This is a genomic window from Brevibacillus sp. NRRL NRS-603, from assembly GCF_003013445.1.
GTDB classification, from domain to species: domain Bacteria; phylum Bacillota; class Bacilli; order Brevibacillales; family Brevibacillaceae; genus Brevibacillus; species Brevibacillus formosus.
Window position 1 is genome coordinate 299,568 of the sequence record NZ_PXZN01000011.1, and the last position, 25,369, is coordinate 324,936.

Sequence of the window (25,369 nt, forward strand, 5' to 3'; positions counted from 1 at the left end):
AGATGAACCATAACATCCTCACGACTCATGTTGATACCTCTTCTGAAACAGGACTTCGTACGGAAGAGATGTTATTAAACGTAGGTCCACAGCATCCGAGTACACACGGGGTATTTCGTTTGGTAGTTAAAATCGATGGGGAAACGATTAAAGAAGCGATTCCGGTGATGGGCTACCTGCATCGAGGTACGGAGAAGCTGGCAGAAAACTTGACCTATACGCAAATTATTCCGTATACAGACCGTATGGACTACGTGTCGGCCATGACCAACAACTACGTTCTCTGCCACGCAGTAGAGACGATGATGGGGTTGGAGATTCCAGAGCGTGCTCAGTTTCTGCGATTGATCGCGATGGAACTGAACCGAGTGGCGAGCCATTTGGTTTGGTGGGGAACGTATCTTTTGGACATTGGTGCGATGGGGCCCTTCCTGTATGCATTCCGTGATCGGGAGACGATCCTGGATTTGTTTAATGAGCTATGTGGGGCGCGGATGACCTTTAACTACATGCGCGTAGGCGGAGTGAAATGGGATGCACCTCCAGGCTGGATTGACAAAGCCAAAGAATTTGTCCAGTACATGAAGAAAGAATTGAATAACTACCACCAGCTGGTGACAGGGAATGAGATTTTCATCAACCGCCTCAGAGGGATTGGCAGGTTCGATACAAAAACGGCATTAGATTACTCGCTATCAGGTGTCATGCTCCGCTCGACAGGTGTCAAGTGGGACCTGCGCAAGGACGAACCGTATTGCATTTACGATCGTTTTGAATTTGATGTGCCGACAGCAACAGAGGGAGATTGCATGGCGCGCTATCATCTGCGCATGGCTGAAATTGAACAGTCTCTGCGAATTCTTGAGCAGGCATTGGAGCAATTTCCGAGTGAAGGCGAAGTCATGGGAAAAGTACCACGTGTGATTCGCCCACCTGCTGGGGAGGCATATGTGCGCATCGAGTCACCGCGGGGGGAAATTGGCTGTTACATAGCCAGTCAAGGCAAGGATAAACCGTGGAGATTGAAGTTCAGACGGCCGTCGTTTACCAATCTGCAAATTCTGCCTAAGCTGTTGCAGGGGGAAAACCTCGCGAACATGGTTGCCATCCTTGGCAGTATCGACATCGTGCTCGGGGAGGTTGACTGTTGATGAATACTCTCTTGCAGCAAGCCCCCTCATGGGGGACCACGCTTTGGTTTATCATAGCGGCAGTTTTACTACTTGCAGTCGTGTTGGGATTCGTTACGTACGCCATTTACTTTGAGCGTAAAGTGATTGGGTGGATGCAGCTGCGCATCGGGCCGAATCGAGTAGGTCCATTGGGACTTCTCCAGACGGTTGCGGATGTTGCCAAGCTGTTATTGAAGGAAGATGTTCGTCCGCAGCACGCTGACAAAGCATTGTTCACTCTAGCACCAATTTTGGCCTATGCCCCTGCTTTTGCCGTATTGGCGGTCATGCCTTTTTCGGAGAGCATTCAGTTCGCTGATCTGGGAATAGGGGTGTTGTACTATATCGCCTTGTCTGGGATCACCGTATTAGGCGTGATCACGGCTGGCTGGGCCTCGAATAACAAGTACTCGCTGATCGGGGGTCTTCGCTCCGCTGCGCAGATGATCAGCTATGAAGTACCGCTGGTCATGTCCGTGGTGGGTATCGTTCTATTGACGGGCAGCATGAATCTCGAGGATATTGTCAATGCACAGCAGGATGTATGGAATATTGTTCCACAGTTTATCGGATTTGCTGTATTTATCATTGCGGCCCAGGCTGAGCTAAATCGTACGCCATTTGACTTGCCAGAAGCAGAGTCGGAGCTCGTTGGCGGTTACCACGTCGAGTATTCGGGTTTCCGTTTTGCGATGTTCATGCTGGCTGAGTATGTATACATGTTCGGGATGGGTGCCTTGATCACGATTCTCTTTTTGGGTGGATGGTTGCCGATTCATCCATCGCTGGACTTCATTCCGGGAATCGTTTGGTTTATCCTTAAATTTTCACTTTACGTCTTCCTCCAGTTTTGGATTCGCGCCACGATGCCGCGCTTACGTGTCGATCAACTGATGTCGTTTGCTTGGAAAGTGCTGTTGCCCGTGGCATTGTTCAACATCCTGCTCACAGCTGTAGTGGTTTCTTACCAAAACGGCATGTTCTAGTAGCGACTTGATCGAAAACGACTACGTCCCACTGTTTTCATAGCGCAGGCTCCGCCATAGGCTTGCTTCGTCAAAAGCTTGCCTTCGTCAAAAACGTGGTGCAGCCAAGTTCTCAAATTCTGAGGGGTGACACACATGCTAGGACTGGCCAAAGGCCTGGGGTATACATTTAAAAAGCTCACGGAGAAAAAAGTAACCCACTTCTATCCGGATGTGCCCTTTCCAATGCCGCCTCGCTTTCGCGGTATTCAGCACTTTTCTCCTGAAAAATGCATCGTCTGCAACCAATGCGCACGCATTTGTCCGACGGAGTGTATTCAACTGACAGGGAAGCCCCATCCTGATCCGGAGAAAAAGGGAAAGATTATCGATACGTACGATATCAATTTTGAGTTGTGCATTTTATGCGATCTGTGTACAGAGGTTTGTCCTACTGAAGCAATTGTGATGACAAACAACTTCGAACTGGCTGCCTATAGCCGGGACGAATTGTATAAAAACTTGAAATGGCTCGACGACAACAATACGAACGTCAGGGAGGAGAATTAGTATGACAGGGGAATTCGTTGCCTTTTTTATCCTGTCCCTTCTGACGATCGGTGGCGCGGTGTTTATGATCAGCTTTACGCGCGTCGTTCACATGGTCATCTCATTGGGCGTTACGTTTATCAGCATTGCAGGTCTGTTTGTTTTGCTGGGAGCGGAGTTCGTCGGGGTCGCACAAATTCTGGTTTATTCAGGAGCTATCTCCATTCTGATGCTCTTCGGAATCATGCTGACCAAGCACGATGCGAACGATGAGGGAACGGGTCGGACATGGAAAAACCGTTTTATCCTGCTCTTCGTAATCGTACTGTTCGGATTATTGTTCTGGGGTGTGCAAAATACACCATGGCCTGCGCCACCGCCACCTGCAGATGCTCCTGTAAACAATGCAAAAGAAATCGGTATCGAAGTATTCACCAAATTCGTCATACCATTTGAGCTATTGTCTGTTCTGTTGTTGGTCGCATTGGTCGGTGCGATCATCATGGCGAAAAAGGAGGGGGATAACGAATGACAGTAAGCATTTCCTCCTACTTAATGGTCGCTCTGATTCTCTTTTGTGTAGGCCTGTACGGTGCATTGACGAAACGAAATGCAGTCGTCGTCTTGTTATCAATCGAGCTGATGCTGAATGCTGTAAATATTAACCTGGTCGCCTTTTCCAAATTCGGGCTGTATCCATCCGTGACGGGACAAATCTTTACCTTGTTCACGATGACGGTTGCAGCTGCTGAGGTTGCCGTGGGGTTAGCGATTCTGATTGCGCTGTACCGCAACAAGGAGACCGTGAATGTAGATGAAATGGACCAAATGAAACGATAAGAGGGAAACCTGAAAAGGAGGACAAAGATGGATACTCTAATGCACTATGCCTGGCTGATCCCTCTGTTTCCGCTTCTTGCTTTCATCGTGATCGTCTCATTTGGTCGCCAATTGAAAGAAGGAGCGGCCATAGTGGGCATCACCCTGACGGCTGTTTCTTTTGGAATCGCAGTGCTCATTTTCTGGGAGAGATTCCAGGGTGGGGGAACCGATTACAATTATGTGATAGATTGGCTGCATATTGGCGATATCGTGATCAACATGGGATTCGAAGTGAATCCGCTGAATGCCATGATGCTCGTCATTGTGACCTTGGTCAGTTTGTTGGTCCAAATCTATTCCAAAGGCTACATGCATGGGGATGAACGTTTTCCAGTGTTCTATCAATATCTGGCGCTGTTCACGTTCTCCATGCTGGGATTAGTCATCTCGCCAAATTTGTTGCAAGTATATATTTTCTGGGAGCTGGTCGGGGTATGCTCCTTTCTGCTCGTTGGCTACTACTACTTCAAGAAAGAGGCGAAAGCAGCCGCCAAAAAGGCTTTTATCGTTACACGCATCGGGGACCTTGGTCTGTTCATCGGGATATGTTTGTTGTTCTGGTGGACCGGAAGCTTTGAATACGGAGCGATTTTTGAGAGTATCGCGCTCGGACGACTGGAACCATGGATGATTACGCTCGCGGCGATCCTCATTTTCGTTGGGGCCATGGGAAAATCAGGTCAATTTCCGCTTCATACGTGGTTGCCTGATGCCATGGAAGGTCCAACGCCTGTGTCTGCATTAATTCACGCGGCAACGATGGTCGCGGCTGGTGTTTATTTGGTCGCTGCTACCTATCCGCTGTTTATCGCATCCGATACCGCTTTGACGGTTGTAGCGTATGTAGGAGGATTCACCGCCATATTTGCAGCTTCGATCGGCCTGACCCAACGGGATATCAAGCGTGTCTTGGCTTATTCCACAGTCAGTCAGCTCGGGTACATGATGCTGGCATTGGGTGTAGCTGGTGCTGCTGGTTATGTAGCAGGCTCCTTCCATTTGATGACGCACGCCTTCTTCAAAGCACTGCTCTTCCTTGGAGCAGGTAGTGTCATCCATGCCGTACATACGCAGAATGTATTCGAAATGGGTGGCTTGTGGAAAAAGATGCCGATCACCGCTTTGACTTTCTTGATTGGTTGCTTGGCGATTGCGGGGATCTTTCCGTTCGCTGGTTTCTGGTCAAAAGAAGCGATTCTGGGGGCTGTTTACGGAGCGCATCGCTACGATTTGCTGTTCATCGCGCTCTTGGCAGCATTCTTTACTGCATTCTATATGTTCCGTCTGTTCTTCCTGACATTCGCTGGGAAGGCACGTGGCAAGCACGAAGCGCACGAATCGCCAAGTGTCATGACGGGTCCTCTCTTGGTCTTGGCATTGCTTGCGGTTGTCGCGGGCTTTGTGAATACGCCGTACGCGCCATTACTCTCTGATTGGTTATTGTCAACGAACACAGGGACGGCAATCACGAGCATGTTTGGGGAAGGCAGTGAGCATGCGGCAGCTTGGTTGCAGATTGTGGCACTGTTGATCTCCATTCTTGGAGTCGTGCTGGCTTACCTGATGTACGGCAAGAAATCAATCTCCTCGGACACGATTCCAGAGACATTGCCGTGGCTCTATCAGCTCTCCTACAAGAAGTACTACATCGATGAGCTTTATCACAACGTTATTGTTCGTCCGTTAGGCTGGCTTGGATTTGTCTTGGATGTATTTGATAAGTATATTGTGGATGGTTTGGTTGGATTGACAGCAAAAATCACCCAAGGAATCGGATCATTGCACGCAAGAGTACAAAGCGGGCAGATTCAGTCCTATGGGGCAATGGTCATATTCGGTCTGTTATTATTGATCATCGCCATCAGTTTGACGGCTAAGGGAGGTGGACTCTTTGGGTAATATCCTTTTGTCATCACTGGTGTTCTCTCCGCTGTTGGCGATTCTCGTCATGTCTTTTATCCCTGGTCGACATGCAGGTGTGATCAAGCAAGTCGGGATTTTTGGAACGTTGCCAGCACTTATCTTGGCAGGTTGGATGTTCGGCATGTTTGATTACGAGACAGCCAATCTGCAGTTCGTAGAAAAACATAATTGGATTTCGATTCCGATTGGAATGGCCCAGGCAGGCACTGTCTTTGCTTTTGAGATCAACTACGAACTCGGTGTAGACGGTATTTCGATGCCTTTGATTTTGCTGACGGCGATTATTGGTACCCTCGCAGCAATTGCTTCATGGCAGATCAAGAAGAGGCAGAAGGAGTATTTTATCCTGTTTCACTTGCTGTTGATCGGCATGCTGGGAGTCTTTGCTGCAGACAATCTGTTTCTGTTCTTCATTTTCTTTGAGCTGACACTCGTACCGATGTTCTTCCTCATCGGTATTTGGGGATATGGGGAGCGCGAACAAGCAGCGAACAAATTCCTTTTGTATAACGGAATCGGTTCAGGGATCATGCTGCTGGCTTTTATCGTGATCTTTGTCATCATGCGGACGCTCAATATGGATGAAATCACGGCGATTCTGACGACACCAGGGCATCCGATAACTGAAATCCTTACGCCGGAAATGCGTTTTGGCATCTTCCTAGCGCTGTTTATCGCTTTTGCGATCAAGCTGCCAGTATTTCCGTTCCACACGTGGATGCTGCGCGTACACGTACAGGCTCCACCTTCTATCGTCATGATTCACTCCGGTATTTTGCTGAAGATGGGGGCGTACGGTCTTTTGCGGATGGGAATCGGCTTCTTCCCAGAGCAGGCCTATGATTTCTCTACGTGGATGGCAGTTTTGGGTATTATCAACATTTTGTATGGAGCTGTACTGGCCTTCGTACAAAAGGATTTAAAAATGGTGCTGGCTTACTCCAGTATCAGCCATATGGGTATTGTCTTGCTCGGCTTCGCTTCGATGAACACGATCGGGTTTCAGGGAGCGATGTTCCAGGTGGTATCTCACGGCTTTATCTCAGCACTGCTCTTCTTCTTGATCGGAGTCATTTGGGATCGGACACAGACATCGCTGCTCGACGATTTGGGCGGTTTAGCCAAATCCATGCCGTTTGTCAGCGGCGTGTTGTTGGCAGGCGGGATGGCTTCACTCGGACTTCCGGGCATGTCCGGATTCATTAGTGAGTTCTTCGCCTTCCTCGGTCTGTTTGGTCGTTTGCCAGTCATGGCAGCAGTGGGAGCGATCGGGATTGTCCTCACGGCGGTTTATTTACTCAGAGCGATCTTGAAAACGACTTTTGGCCCTACTCCAGGAAGATGTACAGGACTTGCTGATGCACAGCCGATGGAAGTCATTCCGATGGTAGTCCTATTGGGATGTATTATTCTCATTGGGGTTTATCCGGCAGTTCTGGGGAATCCGATGCAGCAGGCGCTGAAAACGATCGTACCTATCGTAACGGGAATAGGAGGGTAATCCATGGAGGTTAAAGATATTTTCTCATATGACTGGAGCTACCTTCTGCCCGAGTTTATCATTCTTGGCTTTGCTACCTTTTTATCACTGCTGGATCTTTTTGCAGGCAAGCGCCTCGGCAAGCAGGTCATCGGTTGGCTAGCCTTCCTGGGAACGGTCATAGCGGCGATCTTTGTGATCATCAATATGAATGCTCTCGATAAGCCATACAGCTACATGATCGACATGATCCGGATCGATGATTACGGCAATGCGTTCAAGCTGATTTTCCTGGCAGGGACTGCTTTTGCCATTCTCATTTCGCTGTCCTATCTGAAATCAGGGGAAATCCAGCACAGAGGCGAGTATTACTACTTGTTGCTGACCGGATTGCTCGGGGCTATGGTCATGGCTTCGTCGGCTGACTTGATTACCTTGTTTGTGGGATTGGAGCTATTGTCTCTCTCGTCCTATGTACTTGTCGGATTGCGAAAAAAATCGCAGCTTTCCAACGAGTCGGCGTTCAAGTACGTCGTTTCGGGAAGTATTGCCACGGCTGTGCTCCTGTTTGGGATGTCGTACGTGTACGGACTCACGGGAACTACACATATTTATGAAATCTCGTTCCGATTGGCAGAAGCGGGAATGGCAGGCTATCAGTTCCTCGTCTATACGGCGTTTGCGTTTCTTGCAGTAGGTCTTGCCTTCAAAATATCGGCAGCGCCTAACCACATGTGGGCGCCAGATGTCTATCAGGGTGCTCCTACCCCGGTCACAGCTTTCCTGGCAGTTGTGTCAAAAGCTGCAGGGTTCGCGCTGATCTTTCGAGTAATGATGATCTCGTTTTTCAACGTTTCCGATGGAACGGGATCAGGACGATTCTTTTTCGAAGAGGGAAGCCTCTATCTGGGGCTGATGGCAGCCGCCTCGATGATTATCGGGAACACGATGGCGCTCAGGCAGACAAACGTTAAGCGTATGATGGCTTACTCAGGTATTGCGCAAGCGGGATATTTGCTCGTGCCGTTTGTACCGCCGACCTCTCTCTTTTTCAGCGAAGTGATCTTCTATCTGTTCGGTTACTTACTGGTCAGCTTTGGTGCTTTCGCTGTGATTATGGTTGTATCTCGTGAGCAAGAGACAGAGGATTTGAAAGGATTCGCCGGATTGTATCATCGCTCACCAGTGATGGCCATTGCGATGAGCATCTTCCTCTTGTCCTTGGCAGGTATCCCGATTACGGTTGGCTTCTTCGGGAAGTTCTATCTGTTCATGGGTACATTAGTGGTAGAAAACTACTGGCTGGCGGCAATTATGATCATCACCAGCGTCATTTCCTACTACTACTACTTCGGGATTATTCGTCAGATGTACATGCGTCCTGGGACAACCGAAGCACCTATGGTTGTGCCAAAAGGCATTTGGACGTTTATTCTCATCATGGCAATCGCTACCGTACTCTTCGGTGCTTTCCCGGGTCTGGTCACCGACTATATCCAGACTCATTTCAATCCGTCCTTTGATTTTGGGAACATGCTCTCTCCCAGTTCTCAGTGATGCTCGTAACTGAATAGCACTTCAGGTACAATAGAAGGGATGGCTCGTGATCGGGCCGTCCCTTTTTCTATGATTCTCGAAAGGGCAATGAGGAGGTAACTAGCATGTCGCAAGAAGTATACGGCTTGTTAAGCATCATTTTATCGATTGCGTTTATTGGGCTCGCTTGGTGGGCGTTGCAATCCTTTCGCTTTGATAAGATTTTGAAAAAACCAAATGGTGCTCAGGCGAAGCTGTTGCAAATTTTTCTTTCCATAGTGATTGGATATGAACTGTCCCGCTTTTTCCTTGATTATTTGGGCTGGTCCCTGACATTCGGGAATTTGTTCAACTAAATACCCAAAGACGACGATTCGCTGGTATATCCACCCAGCTACATGTACAAAATGAGAAGTACAAAGAGATACATGTAAGCATAGGGAGAGGATATTAATGGGGAAATGGTCTGGTTGGTGTGTGCTGGCTCTATTGCTCGTGATGGGGGCCGTGTATTGGATGCCTGCACAAGCAAAGGAAGAAAAGCCGGTTGTGACCGAAATGATGACAGTACTAGAAAAAACGGGCGCAACGGGTGTATCCGTTCAGGTACGTATGCGTACGGCGATGGGAGAAGGCCTGCGTGCTGAACAAGTAAAAGAGTTGGCGACGAAATGGGCACAACAACTTGAGATTCCGTTTTCCCCAAGCGAACAATCGCGTAAACACAACATACTCGCATATAGGACTACATACACACAAAACGGCGTGGATCTGAGCTACGAGGTGACAGGAGTGCCTAAAAATGGAGCATTTTCTGTATATCTAGTACTTCAGTTATCCGGAAACCGTGATTCGCTACTATATATTGGACAAGTACAGGAAACCTTCACGAATGCCCTGCAAAGCGCCGACTTTATTCCGCAAATTAGCACTTGTATTCGCGGATTGTACAATGTTAAGATGGGTGTTGACCAACAGGAGGGTAAAATATTGTCGATTTTTGGTACTCTCCAGGCAACAGAATTAGAACGTTTGCAAGATGAGACGGTTGTCAGTATTTCAGGGTATACCCCTATGTGGGAATCATTCATCGCGTTAAACGGTCAAAAGATGAATCTACAGGTGGCTACACATCGTGACAGCCATTCTGGAACATGGATTACGGTAGGTACACCAATCATCACTGTGGAATATTAGCACGCGGAGGGGTACACATTGGATAAAATTATTGTCCGTGGTGGTAAGGCATTGGCTGGAAATGTAAAAGTATCTGGCGCCAAAAATGCCGTACTCCCTATTATTGCAGCATCTATCTTGGCAGAAGAAGGGACTTGCGTCATCTCAGACGTACCAGGCCTCGACGATGTCCGGACGATATGCGACCTTTTGAAATCGATGGGAATCTCCCTTACATATGATCATGAAGTGCTGACGATCGATGCTTCCAAGCTTACGAGTGTAGAAGCGTCCTATGAACTGGTCCGCAAAATGCGCGCATCTTTCCTCGTGATGGGGCCGCTTTTAGCCAGAAAAGGACAAGCTCGTGTCGCTCTTCCGGGTGGATGTGCCATTGGTACACGCCCGATCGACCAGCACCTAAAAGGGTTTGAGGCTATGGGAGCCAAAATCGAAATCGGACAAGGGTTTATTGAAGCGACGGTAGAAGGACGATTGAAGGGTGCGAAAATCTACCTGGATATTGCTAGCGTCGGTGCAACAGAAAATATTATGATGGCCGCTGCTTTGGCAGAGGGAACCACATTGATCGAAAATGCGGCAGAAGAGCCGGAGATCGTTGATTTGGCGAACTTCCTGAACAGAATGGGAGCAAAAATCCGCGGAGCGGGTACAGGTTCGATCCGTATCGAAGGCGTGGAAAAGATGAAGGGCTGCACACATTGTGTCATTCCTGACCGCATTGAAGCAGGAACTTTCATGGTGGCTGCAGCGATTACTGGCGGAGATGTCTTTGTGGAAGGTGCGATTTGCGATCATCTCAAATCCGTGACCGCCAAGCTTCGTGAAATGGGCGTGGACATTGAGGAGCAAGAAAACGGCATTCGTGTACGCCGCACAGGCCCACTGAAAGCAGTTGACCTCAAAACGTTGCCATACCCCGGCTTCCCGACAGATATGCAGTCGCAAATGATGGCGCTTTTGCTTGTTTCAGAAGGAACGAGCATTGTGACTGAAACGGTATTTGAGAACCGCTTTATGCACGTGGAAGAGTTCCGCCGCATGAATGCGAACATCAAGATCGAAGGCCGCAGTGCCATCGTCGAAGGTGGTTCCAAGCTGACAGGCAGCAAGGTAGCAGCAACTGACTTGCGTGCGGGTGCAGCACTTGTACTGGCTGGGCTCGTATCGGAGGGAGAGACTGAGGTTTCTGCCCTGCACCATATTGACCGTGGCTACGTGAACTTTACGGAAAAGCTGCTGGCTCTGGGAGCAGATGTAGAACGCGTGGTTCCAGAAGAAAAGGCTCGTGAAAAAGCAGTTTCCGAAACCATCAAAGTAAGCTTCTCTCCTAATTTTGCTTGATAAATGCGTCAACCATATGGCAAAACGAAAGATTCTCTGCTTATGCAGGGGGTCTTTTTTTCGTTCTCTCGACTCTCTCATTCTCTCGTTCTACCGCTCTGTTGCAGAACATAGACTTTAGTAGGTTATTTTAAGACTTTTCGTGTCTAGTACGTAACGGGGAGGATCTCTTGCATGAAACGCTATCTACTCATGTGGTTTATCGCTTTGCCGATCTTGCTCGTCCTGATGCCTGCTGCTCTGGTATTTTGGTTTTCACCCCCAATAGGCCCTGTCAGTCAGCCTACTATGGCCGTCTCGGAGCCTGCCATACCGGCGATGAAGGAATCCGCTTCCTCTCTGCCGGTAAAGGTATACCGAACAGAAAAAAAGGCCGTGGAAACATTGCCGTTAGAAACGTATATTACCGGAGTCGTAGCGGCGGAAATGCCAGCAGAGTTCGAGCTGGAGGCTTTAAAAGCACAGGCATTGGCGGCCAGAACCTATATCGTGCGCCGTTTAAAAGAGGGCAAGTTTGATGATGTGCCATCAGGCGGTCAGGTTTTGGATACGGTGCAGCATCAAGTCTATATGGATGAGCATCAGCGGCGTGAGCGTTGGGGAGACCAGTACGAATGGAAAAACAAACGCATTCAGCAAGCAGTTATGGCGACGGCGGGGATTATCCTGACCTACCAGAACGAGCCCATTGACGCGACGTTTTTTTCCACGAGTAATGGTTTTACAGAAAACTCGGATGAATATTGGGAAAAGCCCATTCCTTATTTGAAGAGCGTTGCGAGTCCGTGGGATATTCAATCTCCCCGCTATGAGGAAACGGTCGTCATGTCCACAGTGGAGCTAGAAAAGAATTTGGGCGTCAAGCTCACGCAGGAGGCTTCTACCAATGGTTCCTGGTACCGGATCGAATCGCGTACAACCGGAAATCGCGTAGGGACCATCAGCATTGGCGGCAAGGAGTTTACAGGAAGAGAGTTTCGTGAAAAGCTCAATTTGAATTCTTCTTCCTTTACGTTGGACTTGCGTGGCAATCAGGTTTTCATTACGACCAAAGGATACGGTCATGGTGTCGGGATGAGCCAGTGGGGAGCAAATGGAATGGCCAAAAGCGGCAAAAGCGCGGAGCAAATCGTCAAACACTTCTATCAAGGAATCAGTCTGCAAGAGTATAAAAGAGTGATCCCAGCTTAAAAGCAGAGCAAATTTTTACTTTTCCCTACTCTCTCAGGTTTATACGCCAAAATTCTGGCGATACTGAGGGATGAGGTGATGAATAAAATGGAAGATCAAAAAAATCAAAATCAACCGATTCCATTCAAGAAGGCAAGTTCTTGGAAAAAAGTTTTGGGCAAGAAATGGGCGTTTCCTGCAATCTACATCGGCACCGCAGCAATCATTCTCGCTTTTGTGATGTGGTATCAGGGCAATGTCATGGACACGGTATCCAAAATGACGAATGGCACAGATGGCGTGGCTGTGACAACTCCTACAGCACCTGAGACGACTACACCGCAAAACGAAGAAGCGGTACCTGCTACAAGTGGCGTACAACCACTGGCTTGGCCAGTAGGAAAAGGCGTACAGTACAATGTGGGCATGAACTACTACGATGAGAAAGCCTCCAAGGAAAATCAGCAAAAAGCGTTGGTGAGCTTCGACAACTCCTTCTACCCGCACACAGGTATTGACCTCGTATCCACGGATGGCAAGGGCTTTGATGTCATCGCAGCTCTTGCGGGAAAAGTAGTAAAAGTGGTGAACGATCCACTTGTCGGCAACGAGATTGAGATTGAGCACGCAGACAAAATGATTACGGTATATCAAAGTCTGGAAAGCGTAACAGTCAAACCGGGCGATGAAGTGACACAAGGTCAAGTAATCGGATCTGCTGGACGCAACACCTTTGAAAAAGACGCTGGCGCACATCTTCACTTTGAAGTTCGCATCGATAACAAGCCTGTCAATCCAGAGCAATACTTGATTCAGGCCGATACAGAAGTAAAAAATCAATAACCAATGAATTTTGAAAAACACCTGCAAAATACAACAATTGCGGGTGTTTTTTTGCGTGTAGTACAAACTGTTGAAAAAAGATGCGGCCGTGCTGGCTTGTCAGGCTTGGAAACGTAGAATATGTGTCCCTACGCACCCATATATTGTATCAGACAATGTAGATACAAGGAGGCGAGTAATGTGCACGACTACATCAAAGAGCGGACCATCAAAATCGGCCGATATATTGTAGAGACGAGAAATACGGTTCGGATGATCGCCAAAGAGTTCGGTGTTTCGAAAAGTACTGTGCACAAGGACTTGACTGAGCGGCTGCCTGAGATAAATCCAGAGTTGGCGAACCAGGTTAAGGAAATTTTGGAATATCACAAAGCCATCAGACATCTTCGGGGAGGCGAAGCGACCAAAATTAAGTACAAACGACGTAGTAAAAAAGTACGAGTAGAACAGGAGGAGAGTGTGTAAGAAAGAATTTCCTTGTCCTCTCACGTAGAAGAGCCTATGATATTAGGTAGAAATGTAACTGGTAATCAGGGAGGACCTTTCATGTTTGGCAAAGATATCGGAATCGACTTGGGCACGGCCAATGTCTTGGTTTTTGTAAAAGGCAAGGGAATTGTCCTAGACGAACCATCTGTCGTGGCAATAGATAGTAAAACCAGAAAAGTTTTGGCCGTAGGAAATGAAGCCTATCGCATGGTAGGCCGCACCCCGGGAAATATCGTAGCGATCCGACCTTTGCGAGAAGGGGTTATCGCGGATTTTGAAATCACAGAGGCCATGCTGAAGCACTTCTTAAACAAAATTGGTGGAAAGAGCATGTTTGCCCGTCCGCGAATTTTGATTTGCTGCCCGACCAACATTACCTCAGTTGAGCAAAAGGCAATTCGCGAAGCAGCTGAGCGGAGCGGTGGAGCAAGAGAAGTATTTATCGAAGAAGAACCGAAAGTTGCCGCAGTTGGGGCAGGTATGGACATTTTTCAGCCGTCCGGTAATATGGTAGTGGATATCGGTGGGGGAACGACCGATGTAGCGGTATTGTCGATGGGCGATATTGTCACGTCTTCCTCCATTAAAGTAGCAGGCGATACATTCGATGTGGCTATTATGCGTTACATAAAAAATAAATACAAGTTGCTGATTGGAGAGCGTACGGCTGAAGATATCAAGGTTCAGATTGGAACCGTATCCGGCGGACGCCAGGACGAAATGGACATTCGTGGTCGTGACATGGTAAGCGGCTTGCCGCAAACGATTACCATTCGCTCCAATGAAGTCCAAGAAGCCCTGGCTGAGTCGGTGAGTGCGATTGTACAAGCCTCAAAATCTGTTTTAGAACGAACACCTCCGGAGCTTTCTGCCGATATAATTGATAAGGGTGTTTTCCTGACCGGTGGCGGCGCATTATTGCACGGTATTGACGAGATTCTGGCAGAGGAGCTGAAGGTTCCTGTGCTGGTTGCGGACGAGCCAATGATGTGCGTTGCAAAAGGAACAGGAATGATGCTGGACTATTTGGACAAGATGCCGGCTCACTCGAATAAGCGATTATTCAGGGGGTAAGATTTAAGTGATCAGAGGCTTGTATACGTCTGCATCTGGCATGCTGGCTTTGCAGAACAGGCAAGAATCGCTGGCGAACAATTTAGCAAATATCAATACACCCGGGTTCAAACAGGACGTGGGTGTCATGCGTGCATTTCCGGAGCAATTGCTCTCCCGCATGAATGATCATGAGGGACTGGATGTTCCGGGCATCCCTACTATGCCTGGACAGCCTGCCATTATCGGGCGTTTGCACACAGGGGTATACATGTCCGAGGCGCTGCCTAATTTTGCGCAGGGGGATATTGAAGAGACACGCAATCCGTATGATCTTGCGTTGATGGACAATATTCAGCCAGATCAGGATGGCAATGAGCGGCGGTTGTTTTACAGTGTGGCACGGATTGATGAAGCGGATTTGGCACAGCCCGTACAAGAAGAGGATATTCGCTACACGCGGAATGGCAACTGGAGCGTGAATAACGCTGGTTATCTAGTGACTGCGGAAGGGTATTACTTGCTAGATAATCAGAATCAGGCGATTCGAATCAATACGAACGATGCAAGTAATGCACTGCCTAACGAAAATGCAGGCAAGAATGTAAAGATTGATGAAAAAGGCAAGCTGTGGAATGAGTACTTCGACAGTGGAAGCGGCGAAACAATACTCGATGATATGAACATCGAGCTTGGATTGAACGTTATTACGGATCCTTCAAAGCTGTTGAGGGAAGGCAATAACGTCTTTCGCTACGAAGGCGATTTTGCCATTCAGGGAATACAAGAAGCAGAACAAGACGACCAGGATGCCCTTACTAGAGGAGACTACAATGTTTCAAAAGTTAAGGGACGCTATGGAACGCAACAGGGATGGCGGGAACGCTCCAATGTAGATCCAGCGCAAACGATGACGAGCATGATGAGTGTTTTGCGAGCCTATGAAGCCAACCAAAGAGTAATTACCACGATCGATGGTACGTTGGACAAGGCTGCTAATGAAATTGGTCGAGTAAACGGATAATAGGAGGGGAAAAGGATGCAATCACTAAATATCTCTACATCAGCCATGCGTGGGATCCAGCAAGCATTGGACAACACAGCAAACAATCTTGCTAACATAGATTCTGCTGGTTATCAGCGGCGAGTCGCATCGTTCTCTGAACTACTTTCCGATTCAATGAACGAGCAGCCAGCAGAAGACAACGTGAATCGAAATTCCCCTAAAGGGATTCGAATCGGTAGCGGTGCGCACCTTGGCATGTCCAAATTGGATCTCTCGCCAGGGGCGGTCAAGGTTACTGATGTACCAACTGACTTGATGATTGAGGGCGACGGATATTTTGCTGTCAGCCGTCGAACCATGATAAATGGAAACCTTGAAGAAAAGTTCTATTTTACTCGCGACGGGAATTTTAAATTAAGTGAGTATGGTACCGATCCTAATAATAAAGAATTTGTTTTAACCAATTCTAATGGAGATTTTCTCATTGGAGATAATGGGGAACCTATTACGATCCCTGATCCAACAAAGCCTTTTACCATCAATTCTGATGGTGGCATCGTAGTCGGTGATAATCCGAATCCGATCAATACGATTCAGGTTTGGAAAGTAAATAATCCAGATCAGTTGGAGCAAGTAGGTAAAAATTTGTTTGATGCTGAGCTTGACACGGCTATTAAACCAGATGGTAAATATGTCAACGCCATAAATGAAGGTATCGCTAAAATTCGCCAAGGCGCATTAGAAGGCTCCAATGTCAGCATGACAGAGGAAATGTCCCAACTGGTGAACATTCAGCGTGCATATCAATTGAACTCACGTGCAATCGGCATCAGTGATCAAATGATGGGCATTGCGAACCAACTGAGAAGCAGATAAACTCATATCAACATGACGGAGGAGAGGAGCATGGAACAAGGGAAGAGCAAACGTTTCCCGCGTCAGACCGAAGAGGTTAAGTCAAAAGCAAGAGAGCGGGAACGGAGCGGCAAAAATTGGCGGCTGAGAGTTGCCAAGATGGTGCTGGTCCCACTCCTGCTGTTTTTCTCACTGGTCATTGGTCTGATGATTGGATACGGTGGGGTTGGCAAGAAGCCAATGTCTGATGTATTCGATCCGGGAACCTACAAACATATGTGGGATTTAATGTTTGAAGATACGTAAAAACGAAGCTGGACAAGCCCGAACCTATGGTTGGGGCTCCTATTTTTTCGAGGACTTGTTGTGGTGTTTGTCCACAGAGTATAATAGGTCGAGTGGTTGAAAAAGGAAGTGACGATTTGAATACGGAGGGATGTCCGTGAATCTTCCTAATTTGCTTACGATCTTTCGCATCGTGCTCATCCCTTTGTACCTGTATGTCTTTTTTTCGGAGTTTCCGTATCATGTTGAAATCGCTTTAGGCATTTTGATTTTGGCGGGAGTGACCGATATTGCGGACGGGTACATCGCGCGGAAGCATAAGCTTGTGACCACCATCGGAATGATGTTAGATCCTCTGGCAGATAAATTAATGATGCTGGCGGTCATAGCCTCATTATTTTTGACGGATCGAATCAGTGTATGGGCCGCCCTGTTTTTCTTTGTGCGCGATCTGGCAATGATAGTAACAGGAGCTGTTTATCATTTCCGTGGCAAAAAAACCGTCCCGGCAAATGCCTATGGCAAGCTGACAACCGTTCTTTTGTATCTGGTCATTCCGCTCGTTATGTACCGTTATGAGTACAGTGAAGCGATACTTTGGTCGGTTATAGCGTTCTCATTTATTGCGAGTGCGATTTATCTGGCAAAGGCTCGACTATTGAACCGCGTGTAAGGGTTCCTGCACGTTGAAAAAGAGCACTTCCCGCTTTTATGGGAGGAAGTGCCCCTTTTATCTTAACCCCGCTTGTCCGTTTTACTGGGGCGGGAGTTATGTATATTGTTTCGTCAGTTAAAGGGTATTCATGCATAGACAAGTCTAGTTAAGTATGGAAATGGAGCGATACATAATGGAAATCAAAGCGCCTTTGGATATTATGCAAATTCAGGAAATCATCCCACACCGTTACCCGTTTTTGCTGGTAGACAAAATCGAAGAGCTGGAGTTAGGCAAAAGAGCAGTTGGAATTAAAAATGTCACGATAAACGAACCGTTTTTCCAAGGCCACTTTCCTGGTTATCCAGTTATGCCTGGCGTCCTTATTGTGGAAGCATTGGCACAGGTTGGTGCAGTAGCGATGCTCAGCATGGAGGAACATCAAGGAAAAATCGGACTGTTTGCAGGCATTGATGAATTCCGTTTCAAAGATCAGGTGAAGCCGGGAGACACGCTGGTGCTAGAGGTTGAGCTTACTCGTGTACGTGGAACCGTCGGCAAAGGGCATGGCAGAGCACTGGTAAATGGGAAAGTAGTAGCAGAGGGCGGATTAATGTTTGCCCTGACGGCAGGAAATAAGGCACATTCATGATCATCTTGAATGTGCCTTTCTTTTCGGGTAGAATGGCTAATGGGCAACACCATGCATGAAAAGGTAGTTTGAAAAGTCGTCTTTTTAAACATTCATTTACTAACAAGCACTTGAAGGTGAAGAAATGACCAAACAGGTCGCAACCATATTAGATGTGCCATTTACGACTCGCGGTTTTCGTGAGACTGTCGATCATATAACAGAGCGCATACAAAGCGGTCAAAAGACCCATGTGGTGACTGCCAATCCGGAAATCGTCATGGTAGCGAGAGAGAATCGCGCTTTCCGTTCTATTGTAGAACAAGCCTATGTCGTTCCAGATGGAATTGGAATCGTGTACGCTGCTAAATGGACGAATCAGCCGATTTATGAGCGCGTTACCGGTGTGGAGCTTCTGGAAGCGCTCATGGCGAAAGCCGATCAACATCAGTGGGGCGTGTATTTACTCGGCGCCAAGCCAGATGTCATTCATTTGGCAAAAGACAAACTGAGTGCTCGTTACCCGAACGCCCGAATCGTCGGATGCCGGGATGGCTATTTTCGCCCAGAGGAAGAAACTCAACTTGTACAAGAAATTGCCGAAGCGAAACCGCAGCTCCTGTTCGTCGCGCTGGGTGCGCCCAGACAAGATGAATGGATGGCGAAGTATCGCGATCAGTTAAATGCCTCCCTGATGATGGGGGTAGGCGGCAGCTTTGACGTCATTTCCGGGAAAGTAAAGCGCGCTCCCGAGATTTGGCAAAAACTGCATTTGGAATGGTTTTATCGACTTGCTTCTGAGCCTTCCCGCTGGAAGCGTCAACTGGCTATTCCTCGGTTTGTTCTAACCGTACTGAAAGAAAAATGGAGTAGCCGTTCCTAGATGCATCCGTAGAGAGGAGAACAGTCGATGTCTACACTAATCCTCGGATTTCTGACTTCGCTGATCATATCGTTTATTGCAACACCGTATGTAAAAAACCTGGCTGTAAAAGTAGGAGCAGTGGATGCCCCGAACCAGCGCAAGGTACACACGCGAATCATGCCACGTATGGGTGGCTTGGCTATTTATATCGGTTATTTGGTTGCGTTCTTTCTATTTGTCCCGTATACAAGCATATCGGAAATGCTGGGAATTTTCATCGGAAGCACGATCGTTATGGTTGTCGGCATGCTCGATGACAAATACCAGCTCTCGCCAAAATGGAAGCTGCTCGGACAGCTAGTCGCAACAGCGATTGTCGTCATTCCTTTTGGCTTGAAGATCGGCGTCGTGAATCTGCCGTATAGCGGAAGCATTGATTTCAGCAGTGGCTGGCTCTTCTGGCTGGCGATTCCGATCACGATGTTTTGGATTGTCGGGGTAACCAATGCGGTGAACCTGATTGACGGTCTCGATGGCCTGTCGGCAGGTGTGTCAGCGATTGCTGCAGGGACAATGGGTGTCATGGCCTTGTTGATGGATGATTACAAGGTAGCGACCTACTGTTTCGTGCTCCTCGGAGCGATTTTGGGCTTTCTCTACTTTAACTTCCATCCGGCTCGTCTGTTCATGGGCGACACCGGTTCGCTTTTCTTGGGCTTCAACCTGGCTGCACTGTCGATCATGGGCTTTAAAGAAGCGTTGTTCGTTTCCTTTATCATTCCAATCGTCGTACTGGGTGTACCGCTCTGGGATACGTTCTTTGCCATCGTGCGCAGGATCGTGAACAAAAAGCCGATTTCGAGCCCAGACAAAGGGCATTTGCATCACTGCTTGCTAAACATGGGTCTGTCGCATCGCTCGACTGTACTCACGATTTACTCGATCAGCATTTTCTTCGGGACGATGGCGATACTGCTGACGAAAACGACGAAGTGGACTACGATTATTGTCATGGTCGCGCTGCTGATAGCCATTCATCTTGGAACGGAGATCGTTGGCCTCGTAAGCCGCCGTCACCGTCCGTTGATTAACGCTTACAGACGGATCAAAATTAAACAGACCGAGCAACAGCGTCGGACGAATTAAAAATAGCAAGAGCCTTGAGCCCTGGTATCATTTAGATACCGGGGCTTTTTTTGGCAGATTATTACGGGGAAACACTTAACAAATGAAGGTGTTTATCCGATAAAGAAAGGAGAAGTACACTGCCCGGTTTTTACATGGTGTGGCTCCTGAGTTATAGGGGAAGTAATTGGAGGGATGTCTCTGTTCATGATTGGCTAGTGAGGGGGAAGCGTTGACGCGTGTTGGCGTCGAACTACGCGGGCAACACTTTTTTGCAAATAAAAATTAGCGAAGATACTGTAAGTAAATCAATACTTCGGAGGGGAAATCAAATGGGTAAAAAAGTCTTTCGAATAATGATTGCCTTAGCGCTCTTATTCACAATGATTCCATTGTACCCAGTGCAAGTAGACGCTGCTTGGGGCGACAACAATAAAAATCAGAAGAACTTCGTTTTTCCAGATGTAGTAGCGAAAGTAAACTATAAGTATGTAACGCTGCAAGGGGTTTTAAGTAATGTTTCGCCTAACGGAATTACATACTCCGTAAAAAACACTGCGGCCAATATTGAAACAACTCCATCATCACGAGGAATCACAGTATCTCAAGATGGTGCGAGAATCACCGTTGCGAATATTGAGTTGTTCGATGGCGATAATACGATTACTTTTTACGGGAAGCAAGGTACTTCTGATGTAGTAAATACCTATGAAATTTCATACATTAGTACACCGCTTTTATATAACCTTCAGCTAACGGGTGGTGGAAAAAAGCTACCAATCGATCCGAACAATAATACGATCGTGCCTAGAGAATTTTCTACTGGTAACTACTTTACGATTGAAGGTAATGCTCCGAATGTAAACCAAATAATTATTCGGAATGGAAGCGAGTCCGTTTCGGGGAGCGTATCACAAGATGCAGATGCCTACTTCATCGTAGGAAGGGTAAAACTAAACCGTGGGCTTAACAAGCTAACGTTCTTGTTGAAAAATGAGAATCAAACCGTAGAAGTAAAGCGAGAACTTGTGTATTTCGACGGTACAGGTACTTTTTATGGTGTTGAGATGAGCGAAACTTCTGGGAAGTATTTATTGGGGGATAATCCGACAGTAAAAACATCTTCCACCGTAGCGCAAAGGAAAACAAATGCAAGATTTTCTGGATATGTCATTATTCCAAAAGAACCGCGCCTGACTTCGTTCAACCCTGCTAATCCAGGAAGTACCGTTTTAGTTAAAGCAGACATGTTGAATACGAAAACAAATGTGAGAGAATCAATACCAAGTAGTAATTTTACTTACGCTTTCCAAAGTCAAACTGGATCGTATGCTATTTATAAGTTTGACTTTCATGCTACGAACTTGCCTACAGATAGTATGTTTGCAAACAATGAACGCATCTATACACAACTATCTGCATTTAGTCCTGTAGAAACTTATAAATCCGATCCGACTAGTACAACTCCAACTGCGGTGTATAATAATCCAACTGATGACGAGTTTGGTTACTTGTTTCAAGATCAAAATGCTCCTACTATTTCAAAACTTGAATATAAGTTCGATCCAGCTGGTACTTATAATGAACTGAAAGACGACACTATTCTCAACGAGAAGCCGTTTTTTATCAAGATGACTGTTACTAACGGGTCAAGTACTGCAGGGATCAAAGTAGAATCAATTAACTCGTATGGGAATAAATCGAGATTGGTTATTCCTTCTGGAAACATTACCGGTTCAGCAGGTGCTTACGAGATTAAAATTGATAGTCTTCCATTCGATGGGACACAAACATTAACCTTTTACTACGATGATAATACGTTTGAATCTGTAAAAGTCAATGCAGCAGCAGGGCCAGTACTTAAAATGGATGGGCTAAATGACGGTTTAATCTTTAAATACGACCCAAACCAGTCAAATGGTGGCTCAGGTTATGCTATTAGAGAATCAGGTAGAACAAAAGAGTTGATCAAAGATATTGTAAAAGACTTTTCAGGGCGATTGGACAATGTTGATGTAGTAGCAGCGGACTACACAAAAGGCGCCAATGGAAAGAAACCGATTACGTTAAAAGTTAATAATAATGAAGTAATTTTAGTGCCAGGTTCTAGTCCGAACGTGTTTAAAATGTCTGAGAATCAAGGAAGCACTTCAACTGGACAAGATTACAGAGGAAAAGTATCAAGTTACTTCCATGACGGTCAAAATACAGTCGTCTTCAAGTACGATAAAAATAATTTAGTATATGAAAAGACATTGCTTGTGACATTGTATTCGAATTCAGTTCCTGAGATTCCAGTTAAGAATACAGAGATTTATCCATACAACACGAGTACACGAAAACCTGACCCTCGTTTTGTAGGTAAAGATGGGGTTTATACAACAAAAGAAAACAAAATGAAAATTACAGGTACGTTTGATTTTGTAGACTTAGGTGATGACAAAACCGAGGTAATCAGAAGCATTCAAAATATTGATCCAAATAAGTACGTACTCGTTATCGAGGGTCCCGATGACTTTGGAACAAAGACATGGGATCTGAAGCAAAATACGTTAATGAACGACAATAGCCCTTTTGAAAACAAGACTGACGTTACCGATTTAGATGTTTACTACGATATGAAAAAGCATTACTTTACTTTTGATATTGACGAGCAGGATATTCCTACAGATGGAAGTAAAGTAGTCTATACATTTACGGTTTACAACAATGGTGTAAATGGTGGTTCAAAAGCATCATACCGACTTGAAGTTTCCGCACCAGGTGTTACCTACAAGATTTTACGTCCGACACCTTTGCAAAAAACGGTAAATCAAAACTATATTGAAGTTGTAATCGAATCGAAAAACTCCAGCAAGGTAACGGTTGGAAAAACAGAAGCACAAAAAATCAGCTTTGACTCTGATCTCGATGGCGACATTGATACAACAGATGCTTACCGCGCGATCTTTACCGATTTAAAACCAGGTAAGGCGAATAAGATTCCGATTACGATTACACGTGGAGCCGACACAGTAAAGGACACAATTGAAGTGTTCTATGCACCTACGAACATTCAAGGTGCGCAACATATGGCGCCAATGGATAAGATCGGGAAAGTCTTCGGGGGCAAAGTCGCACTGACATTCCCTAAAGAGACATACTTGATGCGAACTGACTATACAGTTCCAGAGAATCTGCGAGGACAAGTGTTTAAAGGTCATAACATCTTATTTGGTATCGCAAATACTGATGACGGTGTCCTTGATCGATATGACTATCTCGAAGATCGCCCAAGAAACTTCGATGACACTGTGCAAGATTTGGGTAGACAGTTCAAGAATTCCTTTGATATGCATTTTATAAAAGCAAGTAATGTGTTCTGGATTGACGCGGGTATGGCAGATAATCCGAACACAGATGAGTATGATCCATATCAATACGGAATGCTGCCAATCATGGCGATTCCTGATCCAGACGAGATGAATCCTCGACTGTACAATTTTAACGATGTACCTAGCAACCGAGTGGTAATGCCGACTAAGCGTGGAACGTTGGAGTTGTCCTTTGACGAGCATGTCGTGCCAGATGCTTCTCATACGCTAACCGTTATGCGCTACGATCCGGAGAAATTCTATTGGGAAAATCTGGGTGGTGTAGTGAACACCAGCAAAAAGACTATTAAAGTTCCGTTTGATCGTTTCGGTTACTACGTTGTAGCAAAATTGAATGACTCCTTCCGTGATGTGGTACACCATCCGTACGCGCGCAATCATATGGAAGCTATGTTTGCAAAAGGGGTAGTACGGGCAAGAAGTTCTCTTGATTTCGCACCTGACATGGATACTACTCGTGGTGAATTCGCTGCAATGGTAGTTAGGGCATTGGAGTTGCCACTTGTCACAGATGTGAGCAAGCCTAGCTTTGACGATGTAATTATGGATTATTCGCCGACAGATCTATATGACTATCGCCATATTGAAACTGCGGCTCGACTTGGAATCGTGAAAGGGACGGATCCAAGAATCTTTAACCCGCAAGGCAAAGTAACGCGCCAAGAAGCAGCAGTAATTTTGTCCCGAGCTCTGAAATTGAAATTGGGTACCTCTGCTCCGGCTGCTAAACTAGCGCTCAAGAAACAATTCAAGGATTTTAACTTGATCGATGATTATGCGGCGCCAGCTGTCGTGGCAGTTGCAAAAGCGAAATTGATTGCTGGTTCACCTGTAGATGTTGATGATCTGAAAAAGGGATATGTATTTGAACCAAATGCAAACATTCTGCGTGGAGATGCAGCCATCCTTATGTCACGTGTGATGGCAAATCAAAAGAAAATACCTCCAGTTCTTGAAATCAAGTTGTAAGAACCAAAGCCTTCTTTTTGGACTGGTCCAGAAAGAAGGCTTTTTAACAACCTAATGACAATAGGAGTGGATCAAATTGAGAAAATTAACAATCCTAGCTACTGTTGCTACGCTTGCCATTGGTATTGGCACTGCTTATGCTGCTGGAAGTCCTCACGGAAAGCTTGGGCCTTACGAGCAAGTTTCCATTAACATGGATAGGGAGAAAACGAATGCCAAAGGTGTTCTAATTAATGGAGAAATTTATGTTCCGGTAAGCGCCATGCAAAAAAATAATAAAAGCGCATACTATTATGATTCCGCAAATTATCAGGTACATTTATTTTTTGGCGGTGGCCAGGAAAGTAACAATACCGTCGATTACTACTATCGTGACAACGGCTACCAATATAAGTCCAAATCTGAACTGGCTGCAGAAGTCATGAAAAACATCCCTTACGACGATGCGAATTATCATTCGGGTATGATGCATCAGGATATCTTGAATATTACTTCTTTTTCTAAAGCTTTTCTGACGGTAACAGAGATGATGGACAATGCCGTTCAATCAAAAGTAAGCATTAACCGGGAACCAAATATGGAAATGATCAAGCAGGCTTTACGATATAGAGGCTTACCATTGGAACTGATGGATGATCGGATGGAAGCATTGGCAGAAGAGCTTGGGGATCAGATCGGACGAAGAGAAGAGCGAGATATGGAGGATGTAAGAGATCATATCCAAGATGCAATCAAATATCAAAACAAAGCCTACAATGTCCTGGAGGATTGGCTGCGGAGCTCGGATGAAGATGATCTGGATGATTACAGAGACTATGTTGAAGAAGTAAAAGAAAACCTGTATGAAGCAATTGAATTGCTGACTGGTGAAGTGATGGATGAACCAGGTCAAGTGAATGAAGACAGCTTAAAGAAGGAAGTTGAGAACTGGCTTCTTAAGCAATAAATAATACTGGCGTAGTAAGTCAATATTTCGCTATATATAATAGAAGAAAAGCTGA

At 46.3% G+C, this 25,369-nt stretch carries 24 protein-coding genes; all 24 read left to right on the forward strand.

Annotated elements, in window-relative coordinates; genetic code table 11:
- Window positions 1-2 precede the first annotated feature (2 nt).
- The 24 genes from C7R94_RS07410 (at window position 3) to C7R94_RS07525 (ending at window position 25,314) form a co-directional block, all read left to right on the forward strand.
- Entirely contained in the window at window positions 3-1,151 is a 1,149-nt protein-coding gene (locus C7R94_RS07410; protein WP_106779521.1) for an NADH-quinone oxidoreductase subunit D, read from the forward strand.
- Window positions 1,148-2,158: an NADH-quinone oxidoreductase subunit NuoH gene (gene nuoH / locus C7R94_RS07415; protein ID WP_199197922.1), complete on the forward strand. Its 1,011-nt coding sequence runs from the start codon at window positions 1,148-1,150 to the stop codon at window positions 2,156-2,158. The genes C7R94_RS07410 and nuoH overlap by 4 nt, the downstream gene beginning before the upstream one ends.
- A 135-nt stretch (window positions 2,159-2,293) precedes the next feature.
- On the forward strand, window positions 2,294-2,707 hold the full coding sequence (gene nuoI, locus C7R94_RS07420) for an NADH-quinone oxidoreductase subunit NuoI (RefSeq protein ID WP_007722093.1): 414 nt from the start codon (window positions 2,294-2,296) through the stop codon (window positions 2,705-2,707).
- Between the two features lies 1 nt (window position 2,708).
- A complete protein-coding gene (locus tag C7R94_RS07425) occupies window positions 2,709-3,218 on the forward strand; it encodes an NADH-quinone oxidoreductase subunit J (RefSeq protein ID WP_015893611.1) in 510 nt (169 codons plus the stop codon).
- Complete coding sequence (gene nuoK, locus C7R94_RS07430; RefSeq protein WP_007722089.1) at window positions 3,215-3,526, forward strand: NADH-quinone oxidoreductase subunit NuoK; 312 nt, start codon at window positions 3,215-3,217, stop codon at window positions 3,524-3,526. The genes C7R94_RS07425 and nuoK overlap by 4 nt, the downstream gene beginning before the upstream one ends.
- 27 nt (window positions 3,527-3,553) lie before the next feature.
- Window positions 3,554-5,467, forward strand: coding sequence for an NADH-quinone oxidoreductase subunit L (gene nuoL / locus C7R94_RS07435; protein WP_106779525.1), 1,914 nt, complete (start codon window positions 3,554-3,556; stop codon window positions 5,465-5,467).
- A complete protein-coding gene (locus C7R94_RS07440) occupies window positions 5,460-6,992 on the forward strand; it encodes a complex I subunit 4 family protein (protein ID WP_106779527.1) in 1,533 nt (510 codons plus the stop codon). The genes nuoL and C7R94_RS07440 overlap by 8 nt, the downstream gene beginning before the upstream one ends.
- Before the next feature lie 3 nt (window positions 6,993-6,995).
- Entirely contained in the window at window positions 6,996-8,528 is a 1,533-nt protein-coding gene (nuoN, locus tag C7R94_RS07445; RefSeq protein ID WP_106779529.1) for an NADH-quinone oxidoreductase subunit NuoN, read from the forward strand.
- A 104-nt stretch (window positions 8,529-8,632) separates the two neighbouring features.
- A complete protein-coding gene (locus C7R94_RS07450) occupies window positions 8,633-8,863 on the forward strand; it encodes a DUF1146 family protein (protein ID WP_047069796.1) in 231 nt (76 codons plus the stop codon).
- A gap of 97 nt (window positions 8,864-8,960) precedes the next feature.
- Window positions 8,961-9,704, forward strand: a complete 744-nt coding sequence (locus C7R94_RS07455) for a YwmB family TATA-box binding protein (protein WP_106779532.1) — start codon at window positions 8,961-8,963, stop codon at window positions 9,702-9,704.
- An 18-nt stretch (window positions 9,705-9,722) separates the two neighbouring features.
- Window positions 9,723-11,048, forward strand: coding sequence for a UDP-N-acetylglucosamine 1-carboxyvinyltransferase (gene murA / locus C7R94_RS07460; RefSeq protein ID WP_016740202.1), 1,326 nt, complete (start codon window positions 9,723-9,725; stop codon window positions 11,046-11,048).
- A 174-nt stretch (window positions 11,049-11,222) separates the two neighbouring features.
- Window positions 11,223-12,239, forward strand: coding sequence for a stage II sporulation protein D (spoIID, locus tag C7R94_RS07465; protein ID WP_106779535.1), 1,017 nt, complete (start codon window positions 11,223-11,225; stop codon window positions 12,237-12,239).
- Window positions 12,240-12,326: 87 nt separating this feature from the next.
- The gene (locus C7R94_RS07470) at window positions 12,327-13,061 is read left to right on the forward strand and encodes a M23 family metallopeptidase (protein ID WP_047069793.1); all 735 of its coding nucleotides are present in this window, start codon (window positions 12,327-12,329) and stop codon (window positions 13,059-13,061) included.
- A 180-nt stretch (window positions 13,062-13,241) separates the two neighbouring features.
- Complete coding sequence (gene spoIIID / locus C7R94_RS07475) at window positions 13,242-13,526, forward strand: sporulation transcriptional regulator SpoIIID (protein ID WP_003388385.1); 285 nt, start codon at window positions 13,242-13,244, stop codon at window positions 13,524-13,526.
- Between the two features lie 81 nt (window positions 13,527-13,607).
- Window positions 13,608-14,624: a rod shape-determining protein gene (mreB, locus tag C7R94_RS07480; RefSeq protein ID WP_047069792.1), complete on the forward strand. Its 1,017-nt coding sequence runs from the start codon at window positions 13,608-13,610 to the stop codon at window positions 14,622-14,624.
- 7 nt (window positions 14,625-14,631) lie between these two features.
- Complete coding sequence (locus C7R94_RS07485) at window positions 14,632-15,627, forward strand: flagellar hook-basal body protein (protein WP_106779538.1); 996 nt, start codon at window positions 14,632-14,634, stop codon at window positions 15,625-15,627.
- A 15-nt stretch (window positions 15,628-15,642) separates the two neighbouring features.
- The gene (locus tag C7R94_RS07490; protein WP_106779540.1) at window positions 15,643-16,485 is read left to right on the forward strand and encodes a flagellar hook-basal body protein; all 843 of its coding nucleotides are present in this window, start codon (window positions 15,643-15,645) and stop codon (window positions 16,483-16,485) included.
- Between the two features lie 30 nt (window positions 16,486-16,515).
- Window positions 16,516-16,770, forward strand: coding sequence for a DNA-directed RNA polymerase subunit beta (locus C7R94_RS07495; RefSeq protein ID WP_015893597.1), 255 nt, complete (start codon window positions 16,516-16,518; stop codon window positions 16,768-16,770).
- 130 nt (window positions 16,771-16,900) lie between these two features.
- Window positions 16,901-17,422, forward strand: a complete 522-nt coding sequence (locus C7R94_RS07500) for a CDP-alcohol phosphatidyltransferase family protein (protein ID WP_088909731.1) — start codon at window positions 16,901-16,903, stop codon at window positions 17,420-17,422.
- 175 nt (window positions 17,423-17,597) lie between these two features.
- Complete coding sequence (gene fabZ / locus C7R94_RS07505; RefSeq protein ID WP_047069787.1) at window positions 17,598-18,056, forward strand: 3-hydroxyacyl-ACP dehydratase FabZ; 459 nt, start codon at window positions 17,598-17,600, stop codon at window positions 18,054-18,056.
- A gap of 124 nt (window positions 18,057-18,180) precedes the next feature.
- Window positions 18,181-18,918 carry a WecB/TagA/CpsF family glycosyltransferase gene (locus C7R94_RS07510; protein WP_106779543.1) on the forward strand — a complete coding sequence of 246 codons (738 nt, stop codon included), beginning with the start codon at window positions 18,181-18,183 and terminating at the stop codon, window positions 18,916-18,918.
- Window positions 18,919-18,945: 27 nt separating this feature from the next.
- Window positions 18,946-20,046 carry a glycosyltransferase family 4 protein gene (locus tag C7R94_RS07515; protein WP_106779546.1) on the forward strand — a complete coding sequence of 367 codons (1,101 nt, stop codon included), beginning with the start codon at window positions 18,946-18,948 and terminating at the stop codon, window positions 20,044-20,046.
- 311 nt (window positions 20,047-20,357) lie between these two features.
- The gene (locus tag C7R94_RS07520; protein WP_106779549.1) at window positions 20,358-24,368 is read left to right on the forward strand and encodes an S-layer homology domain-containing protein; all 4,011 of its coding nucleotides are present in this window, start codon (window positions 20,358-20,360) and stop codon (window positions 24,366-24,368) included.
- Between the two features lie 76 nt (window positions 24,369-24,444).
- Complete coding sequence (locus C7R94_RS07525; protein WP_106779551.1) at window positions 24,445-25,314, forward strand: hypothetical protein; 870 nt, start codon at window positions 24,445-24,447, stop codon at window positions 25,312-25,314.
- Window positions 25,315-25,369 lie beyond the last annotated feature (55 nt).